The 11,500-nt window shown below is 43.1% G+C and carries 10 protein-coding genes; 1 reads left to right on the forward strand and 9 read right to left on the reverse strand.

Features of this window, described 5'->3' with window-relative positions; all coding sequences use genetic code 11:
- The coding region (locus ERX27_RS01035) for an IS3 family transposase (protein WP_165983039.1) at nt 1–120 on the forward strand (120 nt) is incomplete at its 5' end.
- Between the two features lie 139 nt (nt 121–259).
- Here ERX27_RS01035 and ERX27_RS01040 read toward each other — a convergent pair.
- The 9 genes from ERX27_RS01040 to ERX27_RS01080 form a co-directional block, all read right to left on the reverse strand.
- Complete coding sequence (locus ERX27_RS01040; RefSeq protein ID WP_133430962.1) at nt 260–1,309, reverse strand: LLM class flavin-dependent oxidoreductase; 1,050 nt, start codon at nt 1,307–1,309, stop codon at nt 260–262.
- A 93-nt stretch (nt 1,310–1,402) separates the two neighbouring features.
- Complete coding sequence (locus ERX27_RS01045) at nt 1,403–2,206, reverse strand: SDR family NAD(P)-dependent oxidoreductase (protein WP_133430963.1); 804 nt, start codon at nt 2,204–2,206, stop codon at nt 1,403–1,405.
- Between the two features lie 166 nt (nt 2,207–2,372).
- The gene (locus ERX27_RS01050) at nt 2,373–3,851 is read right to left on the reverse strand and encodes an aldehyde dehydrogenase family protein (RefSeq protein ID WP_424960602.1); all 1,479 of its coding nucleotides are present in this window, start codon (nt 3,849–3,851) and stop codon (nt 2,373–2,375) included.
- Between the two features lie 208 nt (nt 3,852–4,059).
- Nucleotides 4,060–5,412, reverse strand: coding sequence for a signal recognition particle protein (ffh, locus tag ERX27_RS01055; protein WP_133430966.1), 1,353 nt, complete (start codon nt 5,410–5,412; stop codon nt 4,060–4,062).
- 11 nt (nt 5,413–5,423) lie between these two features.
- Nucleotides 5,424–5,750, reverse strand: a complete 327-nt coding sequence (locus ERX27_RS01060; protein WP_424960603.1) for a putative DNA-binding protein — start codon at nt 5,748–5,750, stop codon at nt 5,424–5,426.
- The gene (gene ftsY, locus ERX27_RS01065; protein WP_133430967.1) at nt 5,740–6,927 is read right to left on the reverse strand and encodes a signal recognition particle-docking protein FtsY; all 1,188 of its coding nucleotides are present in this window, start codon (nt 6,925–6,927) and stop codon (nt 5,740–5,742) included. Before ftsY ends, ERX27_RS01060 begins: the two co-directional genes overlap by 11 nt.
- Nucleotides 6,924–10,448 carry a chromosome segregation protein SMC gene (smc, locus tag ERX27_RS01070; RefSeq protein ID WP_133430968.1) on the reverse strand — a complete coding sequence of 1,175 codons (3,525 nt, stop codon included), beginning with the start codon at nt 10,446–10,448 and terminating at the stop codon, nt 6,924–6,926. Before smc ends, ftsY begins: the two co-directional genes overlap by 4 nt.
- 1 nt (nt 10,449) lies before the next feature.
- On the reverse strand, nt 10,450–11,175 hold the full coding sequence (gene rnc, locus ERX27_RS01075; protein WP_133430969.1) for a ribonuclease III: 726 nt from the start codon (nt 11,173–11,175) through the stop codon (nt 10,450–10,452).
- Between the two features lie 89 nt (nt 11,176–11,264).
- Nucleotides 11,265–11,498, reverse strand: coding sequence for an acyl carrier protein (locus ERX27_RS01080; protein WP_133430970.1), 234 nt, complete (start codon nt 11,496–11,498; stop codon nt 11,265–11,267).
- Nucleotides 11,499–11,500: the final 2 nt, after the last annotated feature.

Consider the following 11,500-nt stretch of genomic DNA (forward strand, 5'->3'; position numbering starts at 1 on the left):
ATTGAACTTTTTGATTATGTGAACTGGTATAACAATGTCAGGCCGCACGGCGCATTAAATTATCTAACACCAAGGGAATATAAAGAAATATTCTATAAAAACTGTCCAATATTATGTTGACAGACCATTCTGCTGCATTATTGACAGCAGGTTAATCTGTAAAGTCCGAAATCAGCTGAGTGATAGACTCTTTTCAGCTCCCCATCCTTTTCATCGTAACAAGGAGTCCGTCATTTGTCATATGACGGACTCCTCACTCTTATTTATCTTTAAAATGGTCATCCACTATCGGTTTGACTTTTTCACCATATAATTTAATGGCATACATGATTTTGTCGTGTTCCATCGAACCCATCGGCAGATGAACCATGAAGCGGTTCAGACCGAGTGTTTCAACTGTACTGATTATTTTCCTTGCGACTCGTTCCGGACTGCCGACATATAACGAACCGTGTTCTATTTCCGATATATAGGCTGTCTCATTATAAGGCGCCCAGTGTCGTTCTTTTGCAAGGACATTATGACTCGCTTCAGTCGAAGGATAATATTCTTTGAATGCCTGTTCATCTGTGTCAGCGATATATCCCCATGAATGATTAGCGATAAAGAGCTGACTTAAGTCATGACCTGCTTCTCTGGCTGCTGCTTTATAAACCTCTACATTATAACGGAAGCGTCCGGGATTACCTCCTATAATTGCGTAGGTGATGGGCAGTCCTAAGTGTCCTGCTCGAACAGAAGATTCCGGTGAACCACCTGTCGCCAGGTAAATCGGCAACTTATCCTGTACCGCCCGAGGATAAACACCGCGGTCATAAATCGCTGTCCGTGTCTGTCCATTCCAAGTTACTTTTTCATGGTGGTTGATCTGCAGCAAGAGATCTAATTTTTCCTGATATAACAAATCATAATCATCCAAGGTATAACCGAACAACGGAAAAGATTCAGTGAAAGACCCGCGGCCTGCCATGATTTCAGCACGACCACCAGATAGAGCATCTAATGTTGCAAAGCGCTGATAAACACGCACAGGGTCATCTGAAGATAGTACAGTGACCGCTGAAGACAGGCGGATACGTTCGGTCTGCATAGCCGCAGCGGCGAGTACTGTCACTGGATCAGAGACCGCATAGTCCGGACGATGATGCTCCCCTAACCCATAGACATCAAGTCCGACTTCATCAGCCAGTCTAATTTCTTCCACAATATTTCGCATACGTTCTGCTGCAGATATTTTCGGTATAACCCCTTCTTCTGTATAAATGTCTGAGTTATCACCAAAAGAAGTTAATCCAAGTTCTATTTTCATACGAGAACCCCTACTATATTTATTATATTTGATATATTAATTATATTGTTTTCTATATTAAATGCAAGCCTATACAGAAAAAAAACCATAGAATTATATTCTACGGTTCTGCTCTTTAGACCATTTATAAAATTCATCTGCTTTTAAAAGTGAATAATTTTTAGACAGCTTAATAATTTTTTTATTATCATCAAAGAACTGACCTGTTAACCCTTCAACATCATCATCCAAAGCCAGTTGAGAAGCTGTATGAATGTGTTCTCCTGAGCGATCCGCTGCAAACAGACTCAATCTACTGCTCATCCTTGGATTGAAGACATTAATAGTAATATTCTGTTTCTTTAAAGGCTGATTTAAGTAACGCATCAGAAGAATCCGGGCAACAAGCGCCTGTCTGGCTGCGACAATCCCGCGATATCGTTTCGTCTGCTGTTCAGTCGGCAGAGTGACTTTTGAGCGGTTCACCATATGTGGATGACTGGCAGGCAGCAGGATTCTCCCTCCTTTAAGTAAAGGTCGGAACTGCTGTATCAGCCAGTAGTGAGAAAAGTAATTAGCTACTAAATTTCTATCCAGTCCTTCAGCAGTCAATGACTGCTTAGGATAGATCTGTCCTTCTGTAATAATCATTGCATCAATATGACTGAAATCCCTTTTCAGTTCACGAGCCAGTTCCTTTACCTTCGCCTCAGAAGAAAGGTCTGCATGATAATAAAATAAATCATCGTGTGTTAAAATACTGTCAGCAATTATTTCATCACAGAGCGCCTGTCCTATTTTAGCATCATCTCCCAGAATGATAAGTTCAATCTGATGTTCAGCCAGATCTAAAGCAACCAGACGCCCCATTCCATTAATGCCACCTGCTACTAATATCCTTTTTTTACGACCGCTCATCCCATTAACTCCTCATCAGTTTTCACTATCTCCTGTCATATTAATATGTTTTGCACAATATTTCTAACTGTACCTCTTTATGCTAAAACTCATTTAAAGACATAACATGGTATATGACAAAGGCATAATAAGATTTAAAAAACCCTGCCAAAGCAGGGCATTTCATTTAATATAATCCTTTCGGTTTATCTGTCAGATCAATATAAATGCCTTTGACCTGCTGATAGTTACGGATTGTCTCTCGGTATGTCTCACGACCGATACCTGATTTTTTGTAACCGCCGAACGGTGAACCCGCTGGAATCTGATTATAAGTATTGATCCAGACACGACCCGTATCAATACGGTTCGCAATGTTAAGCGCACGGTTGATGTCCTTAGTGAAGACGCCACCACCGAGGCCATACTCTGAGTCATTAGCAAGTTTAATGACTTCTTCCACATCGCTGAACTTCTGAACGACAAGTACAGGTCCAAAGATTTCTTCCTGCGCAAGACGGCTGTCATTAGAATTAATTTCAATGATAGTCGGCTGGAAGAAGTAACCTTTATCTAAACCGTTATCCGTGATACGCTCGCCACCTGTAACGATATTCTGTCCTTCTTCCTTGGCAACTTGGATATAGCTTTCAATTTTATCAATCTGTGCCTGACCTGTCTGCGACCCCATCTGCGTCTCCATATCCATAGGATCGCCGACTTTAACGCTCTCAAACGCTGTTTTTAGTTTGCTGATGAATTCATCATAGAACTTATCTTCAACAAATAGTCTTGAACCTGCACTACATACTTCCCCTTGATTGAATAGAATACCTAACTGGACCCCCTCAATCGCCTGTTCAATATTGGCATCACTGAAGACGATATTTGCACTTTTACCGCCCAGTTCAAGTGTCGCAGGAACTAGTCGTTCTGCACCTGCTTTAGCCACTGAATAGCCGACTTCAGTAGAACCTGTAAATGATAATTTCGCTACATCTTCATGATTGAAGATGGCATTACCCGATTCCGAACCTTTACCTGTCAGAATATTGACAACACCTGCCGGCAGAATGTCTTTAATGATTTCTGCTAACTTCAGCATACTATATGGTGTTGAAGATGACGGTTGAATAACAATTGTGTTACCTGCAGCTAGAGCCGGTGCTAATTTCCATGCTGCGAGTAAGAAGGGGAAGTTCCAGGCAACAACAGCACCTACGACACCAATCGGTTCATGACGGATGATACTCATTGTGTTCGCATCCATATCCTGGACAGAACCTTCATCTAAGCGGATGACACTCGCAAAGTAGCGATAGTGGTCTGCTGCTGTCGGAATATCAATCATGGAAGACTCACGCAGTGCCTTACCTGTATTAAGCGATTCAATCTGAGCAAGTTCGTCTTTATGTTCAATAATCGCATCAGCAATCTTATTCAAGTACTCCGCACGCTCTACCGGAGAAGTGTAACGCCAGGTCTTGAATGCTTCTTTTGCAGCTTGAACCGCTCGATCCACATCGCCTTCAGACGCTTTAGCGACGCGTCCTAACACTTCGCTTGTTGCAGGGTTGGAAACTTCGAGTGTTTCATTGCCTTCTGCTTCTACAAATTCACCGTTGATAAATAGACCATAAGACTCTTTAATCACTTCATTAGCCAATAAAATTACCTCCTCAGTTTAGATATAATTTAATTATAGAGAATCAAGGAAAATAATAGCAAATGAAATGCTTGAATATTCAGTCAAAAACCCCACCCATTAATCACATCAATCTCTATCTTCTGAAGAACTAAAGCATCAACCTATTGTTCATTCAGAAAAATATATAAACTAGAAAAAACCAGCTACGTGAGTAGCTGGTTTGTCACTAAAACGGTAAGTTCATACCCTGGAATGGATTGCGGCCTTTTTTGCCTTTTTTCATGCCAGAGAACTGTTTCATCATTTTCTTCATTTCCTCAAACTGCTTGATCAGTCTGTTGACTTCCGCCATACTGCGTCCTGATCCTGCTGCTATACGCTTCTTACGCGATACATTGATCACTGACGGATCTTTTCTTTCTTTAGCCGTCATCGAACGAATAATCGCTTCAACGTGGTCAATCTGTTTCGGATTCATGTTCAGTGACTGCACATTCTTCATTTTGCTGGCACCGGGAATCATTTTCAGCAGATCATCTAGGGGACCTAAGTTACGAACCTGATCCAGCTGTTCCAGGAAGTCATCGAACGTGAAGGATGAAGTCTTCATCTTCTGTTCAAGTTCCTTTGCTTTTGTTTCATCAACAGATGCCTGTGCTTTTTCAATCAAGCTTAAGACATCACCCATTCCGAGGATACGGGATGCCATTCGTTCTGGATGAAACGGTTCAAGTCCATCCATTTTCTCACTCATACCGACGAACTTGATCGGTTTCTGCGTCACACTACGGATAGAAAGTGCCGCACCACCACGTGTATCGCCATCAAGTTTAGTTAAGGTTACACCTGTGACATCTAACTGCTGGTCGAAACTTTCTGCAACGTTAACTGCGTCCTGACCGGTCATGGCATCAACGACGAGCATGATTTCATCCGGTTTAGATACTTCTTTAACGTCGACCAGCTCATTCATCAGTGCTTCATCAATGTGAAGTCGGCCGGCGGTATCGATAATGACAAAATCGAGATGCTCTTCTTTCGCATGCGCAAGCGCCTGACGGGTGATTTCCTCAGGATTGACCTGGTCCCCTAATGTGAAGACAGGAATATCAATCTGCCTGCCGACTGTCTGCAGCTGCTGAATCGCAGCGGGACGATAAATATCACACGCAACCAGTAAGGGCTTCTTGTTGTATTTCTTACGCATCAAAAGTGCCAGTTTGCCAGCAGTTGTTGTTTTACCTGCCCCTTGCAGACCGACCATCATGACAACTGTCGGTGGCTTCTTGCTCATATTGATCTGTGTATTTTCACCGCCCATCAGCTGAGTCAGCTCATCCTGTACAATCTTGATGACCTGCTGCCCTGGTGTAAGTGAAGTCATGACATCGCTGCCGAGTGCACGCTCTGATACTGTTGCAACGAATTGCTTTACTACTTTGAAGTTAACATCGGCTTCAAGAAGCGCCAGACGCACTTCTCGCATCATCACTTTGATGTCTGCTTCTGTTACCTTTCCTTTTCCTCTGATTTTTTGCATGGTCGCCTGGAGTCTGTCTGATAATCCTTCAAATGCCACGCGATGACCCCCTATTCAATCATTTCTAACTGTTCTAATTTAGTAATCAAGGCCTTGTCTTCAGTCATTGCCTTCATCTCTGTTATCAGCTGCTGTCTTTTCTCAAATTTCTGGTAAAGCCCAAGCTTTACTTCATAATCCTCCAGCAGTTCGTCAGTCCGTTTAATATTATCATAAACTGCCTGTCTCGACACCTCAAAAGTCTCTGCGATTTCAGATAATGACTCGTCATCCAGATAGTAGCGTTCTAAATAATTGCGCTGCTTATCCGTCAGAAGGCCCTGATAAAAATCAAAGAGATAATTCATGCGCATGGTTTTATCAATATTAGCCTGCATGATTTTCTTCTTCGTCTTCTGTTGTTTCGATTTCACTGTTTTCAATCATATCTGCAAATAAACCGTAAACATAACTTTCCGCGTCAAATGGCTGCAAGTCGTCCAGTTTCTCACCGAGTCCGACAAATTTAACTGGAATATGAAGCTCGTTACGGATAGCGAGGACGATACCCCCTTTAGCTGTACCATCCAGCTTAGTCAGAACGATCCCTGTTACATCCGTTACTTCTTTGAAGGCTTTAGCCTGAACCAGTGCATTCTGTCCGGTTGTCGCATCAAGTGCAAGGAGGACTTCATGCGGAGCCCCTGCTACTGCTTTAGATAGCACTTTCTTCACTTTTTCAAGTTCATTCATAAGGTTCGCTTTGTTCTGCAGACGTCCTGCTGTATCACAGATCAGGATATCAACCCCTTTATTTTTGGCAGCATTGATTGCATCATACATGACAGCAGCAGGGTCAGAGCCTTCAGATTGTTTGACGACTTCCACGCCGACACGGTCACCCCAGATCTGCAGCTGTTCGATTGCACCTGCACGAAATGTATCTCCTGCAGCAAGCATCACTGTTTTACCTTGCTGACGATAACGATGGGCCAGTTTACCGATTGTCGTCGTTTTACCGACACCGTTGACTCCCACCATTAAGATGACTGTCAGATCATCTTCCTGAATATTCATCGCCTGCAGTTCATCATCTTCCTGCTCATAGATCTCAACAATCTTTTCAACGATGACTTCTCGTAAATCGGCAGTTTCCGTGATATTGCGACGCTTTGCTTCAAATCTTAATGATTCGACAAGCTCCATCACCGTATTGAAGCCGACATCGGCCTGAATCAGCATCTCTTCCAGTGCTTCGAAGAAATCCTCATCAACTGTCCGGTAATGCGCGAGTAAATCATTCAGTCTGTTCTGGAAGTTTTCACGAGACTTTTCAAGTCCTTGACGGAATTTCGCTCCGATTTGCTGCGCTTCAAGTTCTTCAAATTCTTCGATGGACATCAGGTCGTCATCATCAAAGTCGAATGTCCATTCGTTATTTTTCTTTGCCGGTGGTTCTACTTGTCTTTCTGGAAGAGGCTGAACCTCTTCATCTTCCAGTTGTTCTAACGGCAGTTCCTCGCGCCGTTCTTCTGTAGGCGCAAATCTTTCTCTTAGTCGTTTGAAAAAACTCATTTTGTAAGCTCCTTTATTTCATTATGATTTAATTCATTTAAATCGACACTGACCATCTGCGTGATGCCAGAGTTCTGCATAGTTACACCGTAAAGTCTGTCTGCTGCTTCCATTGTACCTTTTCTATGCGTAATCACAATGAATTGTGTATCGTGACTGAGCGTTTTAACGTATTGACCAAAACGCAGTACATTCGCTTCGTCAAGCGCCGCTTCAACTTCATCCAGTATAACAAACGGTGCCGTCCTAACTTTCAGAATGGCAAACAGGAGTGCAACAGCTGTAAGCGCCCGCTCACCGCCTGATAAGAGCGTCAGATGCTGACGTTTCTTACCAGGCGGTTCCACTACGATATCCAGACCCGCTGTCAGGACATCATCAGAATTCAGTTTAATTTCACCGTTTCCTCCGCCAAAAAGCTCGCTGAATACTTGTGCAAAATTAGACTGAACTTGACTGAAAGTTTCATTAAATCTGGCTGTTACTTCATCATCCATCTCTTTCATAATCGTTTCCAGCGTATCTTTTGCAGAGAGTAAATCTGTTTCCTGTTCTGATAGGAAATCATAACGCTCTTTAACCTCTTTATATTGCTGGATAGCATTAGGATTAACCGGTCCCAGTTCTTCAATAGCGAGTTTCGTCAGTTTAACACGCTTGCGGGCAGCATCAATATCTGTCGGTTCAGGATAAAGATTTTCTGCCGCTTCAAAGGTCATGTGGTAGTCTTCCATCAAATGATAGATCAATGATTCCAGCTGGACATCTATCCGTGAATACTGACCTTTCATCTCACCAACCCCATTTTCAAGGTTGTTCAGCTGACGCATGAGTTCGTTATAATTCACTTGCTGTTCTCTTATACCTGCCGCTACTTCTTCAGCTGCTCTTCTATCTTGATCAAACTGTTGCGTGACTACAGACAATTTCTCTTCGCTCTGTTTGATTTCTTCTTTAAGAGCAGCGATTTTTTCTTCGATATGATTCAACTCATCAACTGCTTCTAAATCTGATATGGCGGCTCTCACTTGCTTCAGTCGCTCTTCATTAGTCTGCTGTTTGTCCCGCTGATATTTCAGACGTTCTTCAAGTATGACTTTTCTCTGACGTAATTCAGCGAGAGTCGCGTTGACTTCTTTCTCAATAGAGCGCGCATCTGTCTGGAGAAGCTGGTAATCAGTAATCTGCTGCTCTATTTCTTTCAGCTGCACTTCATTTTCGCTAATCGACTGATTCAGTCGCTGATGAGTCGTCTCATATTCGTTTTTCTGCTTCAGTCTTTCTTCATGCTGCTGATTAATGGCTTTTAAAGTATACAGACGTGATTGATGTTCATCACGCTGCTGTTTAAGTACACGTTCTTCTTCAGCCAGTTCTTCGCCTGCGCTTTGCAAATTCTGTGCTCTGATTTCAGCATCTGTAATCTCTGATTTCAGGCTGTTAAATTCATTTTCAAGTGCTGATAACTGTTCCTGGTAAGAGGATAACTGCACACTCACTTGTTCCAGTTCTTCTTTCTGTCTTAGAAGGATAGAGGGCTGATTCACACTGCCGCCTGTCATTGAGCCGCCTGGATTAACGATATTGCCGTCCAGTGTGACGATACGAAACTTATAGCTTGTCTGTCTGGCAATATTGTTCGCGCTCTCAAGGTCTTCAGCAACTACCACCAGCCCCGTCAGATTACGCACGATAGAAGCATACTTCGGATCAACTGTAATCAGATTAGAAAGCTGACCGACATAGCCTTCTAGCTGCTTCATTCTATTGAGCATGCTATCTGCCATCACTTTCGGCTGAATAGTTGAGAGCGGCAGAAAAGTGGCACGCCCGCCTTTTCGTTTCTTCAGGAACTGGATGGCTGCACGGGCACTCGTTTCATCTTCAGTGACAATACTCTGGAGCTGACCGCCGAGCGCAATATCCAGCGCAGTCTGATATTTGGAGTCGATATCAATCAGTTCTGCGACAGCGCCGTAAATGCCTTCAAGCTTTTCTCTCAGCACCAGTCTTACACCTTGATAATATCCTTGATATTCTGACTGCATGGCGGTCAGACTCTGATATTTTGACTTCAGCTTATCCAGATAACGGTGACCCTGGCGTAGCTGGTCATCCAGTTCACGGTAACGTGTCTGCTTCGTTTGAATATCGGCTAGACATTCCTTATAAGCGGTCCGTTTAGTCATCAAGTCTTTTTCTAGTTGTTTCAGTTTATCCTCGAAGACTTCATGTTCCCTCTGCATGTCCTGATAATCATGAGAGTCAGTCTGATTCTCTGTGAAATACCGCTCTAAAGCTGTCAGTTCTTTTTCAATATATTTCAGTTCATTTCTTGCAGACGTCTGTTCACTTAACACTTGATAATACTGGTCGCGTGCTGACTCGATTAAAGCAGTAACGTCACTATTCAGTTCTGTCAGTTTCTTCTCAGCACTTCGTTCTTCCTGTCTCACCTGTTTCAGCTCTGTTTGCAGTTCAGCTGTCTCACCTGATTGTTTTTGATCAGCCTGCTGAAGAGCTTGTCGTTCTGACTCGAGTTTCTGCAGTTCTTTCTTTTGTCTTGCCTCTGCCTGTGACTGATTATCCTGCTTTTCATACAAGACAGACAATCTGCCTTGCTGTCGTTCAAGCTGTGTAGAGAGTTCCAGTCTCTGCTGATTCAGACTATCCTGACTCTCAGTCAGTACAGTATTTCTGTCATTCAGTCCACTGAGTTCTTTCTCAAGCTTGTCAGCCCGTTCTTTTTTGATCAGAATCATGTCATTGAATTCTTTGATTTCAGTATCCAGACGAGCATATTCTGTTTTCAGTGCCTGGATATCAGTCACTGTCACCTGAATATCTGCTTCTGTCATTTCCTGTGTCAGTGCCTGATGTTCTTCTGCTGTCGCTGACTCTATCGCCAGCGGTTCTACACGCGCTTCAAGATCAAAGATAATGTCATTGACACGAGAGAGATTAAGCATCGTTTCATCGAGCTTGGAAGCTGTCTCTTTTTTGCGTTTCTTATATTTAAGGACGCCTGCCGCTTCTTCTATCAAGTGGCGTCGGTCTTCTGGTTTTGCATTGAGTATTTCATCTACTTTTCCTTGAGAAATCATGCTGAAAGATTCTTTACCGAGTCCTGTATCAAGAAAAAGCTCTGTGATGTCTTTTAACCTGCTTTTCGTCTGATTGATGAAATATTCACTTTCACCTGAACGATAAAGTCTTCTCGTAATGTTCAGTTGTGCGTCTGCATCGATCTGACGGTCACTATTATCCAGTTTCAGTGTCACTTCTGCATAATTGAGTGCCTGACGCTTTTCTGTGCCCGAGAAGATGACATCTTCCATGCGGGCACCGCGCAGACTTTTCGCTGACTGCTCACCCAGTACCCAGCGGATAGCGTCTGTTATGTTACTCTTGCCTGAACCGTTAGGACCGATGATAGCAGTCAGCCCCTGATCAAACTCTACTTTTGTCTTATCAGCAAATGATTTAAAACCATAAGCTTCGACTGTCTTCAAATAAACCATACTATTCTCCTAACTGCACGGACTCCAGCGCCAGTCTAGCCGCCTGCTGTTCTGACTCTTTTTTCGTCCGTCCTGTGCCGACACCGATCACGTCAGTATCTGACAGCACTTCCGATGTAAATTCCTTGAAGTGCGCTGGACCACTCTCATTGACTAAGCGGTATGTAATCTGACCGCTTCCTCTTTTGTGCATATACTCCTGCAGATAGGTCTTAAAGTCTATTGTACCTGTCAGAAGTTCATCCGCGATGTAAGGGAAGATTGCAATTTCAGCAAAGCGGACTGCAGCATCAAAACCGAGGTCGAGGTACAAGGCACCGATAAAGGCTTCAAATACATCCGCGATAAGTGAAGGGCGAGTTCTGCCGCCAGTCTTCTCTTCACCTTTACCGAGCAGAATCAGGTCTGCAAACTGCTGATGCGTAGCAAATGTTACAAGTGATGGTTCACAGACGATGGCCGCCCGTAGTTTAGTCAGCTGTCCTTCAGACATGTCGCTATGTTCTCGGTAGAGATACTGAGAAACCACCAATTCTAACACCGCGTCACCTAGAAATTCCAGACGCTCATTATCCATTATTTTATTAAGCTTAAAGTCATTGATAAAACTGGAATGTGAAAAAGCCTGTTCATAAAGCTGTGTGTTAACGGGTTTGATAGAAAGTTCATTCATCTTCTGGTTCAATTTCAGATGGAATTGATTTAAGATTGTCTGTTTTCGGTTCATTGAGTGCCTCCTTAATGTTATCTCTCCTATTTTACGTTAAAAAGCCCTGAAAAAAAAGGAAAAGTGGTCTCTTATGAGACCACTTCAACTTATTTTTCTAAAGATTCGATGTAGTTCACTGCGTCACCAACTGTGTTGATTTTTTCAGCTTCTTCATCAGGAATCTCCATACCGAATTCATCTTCAAGTTCCATCACGAGTTCCGCGATGTCTAAAGAGTCAGCACCTAAATCATCTTTGAAAGATGCTTCTGGTGTCACTTTGTCAGCGTCTACGCCTAAACGGTCAACGATGATATCTTTTACTTTATCGAAATTTGCCATTG

The organism is Macrococcus brunensis (assembly GCF_004359615.1).
In the GTDB taxonomy this organism is placed as follows: domain Bacteria; phylum Bacillota; class Bacilli; order Staphylococcales; family Staphylococcaceae; genus Macrococcus; species Macrococcus brunensis.

Bases quoted from the DNA above. Each gene is read 5' to 3' on its own strand.
- ERX27_RS01080 (WP_133430970.1), bottom strand. From the start codon at position 11,498: ATGGCAAATTTCGATAAAGTAAAAGATATCATCGTTGACCGTTTAGGC.
- ERX27_RS01045 (WP_133430963.1), bottom strand. From the start codon at position 2,206: ATGAGCGGTCGTAAAAAAAGGATATTAGTAGCAGGTGGCATTAATGGA.
- ERX27_RS01040 (WP_133430962.1), bottom strand. From the start codon at position 1,309: ATGAAAATAGAACTTGGATTAACTTCTTTTGGTGATAACTCAGACATT.
- smc (WP_133430968.1), bottom strand. From the start codon at position 10,448: ATGGTTTATTTGAAGACAGTCGAAGCTTATGGTTTTAAATCATTTGCT.
- ERX27_RS01060 (WP_424960603.1), bottom strand. From the start codon at position 5,750: ATGCAGGCTAATATTGATAAAACCATGCGCATGAATTATCTCTTTGAT.
- ftsY (WP_133430967.1), bottom strand. From the start codon at position 6,927: ATGAGTTTTTTCAAACGACTAAGAGAAAGATTTGCGCCTACAGAAGAA.
- rnc (WP_133430969.1), bottom strand. From the start codon at position 11,175: ATGAACCGAAAACAGACAATCTTAAATCAATTCCATCTGAAATTGAAC.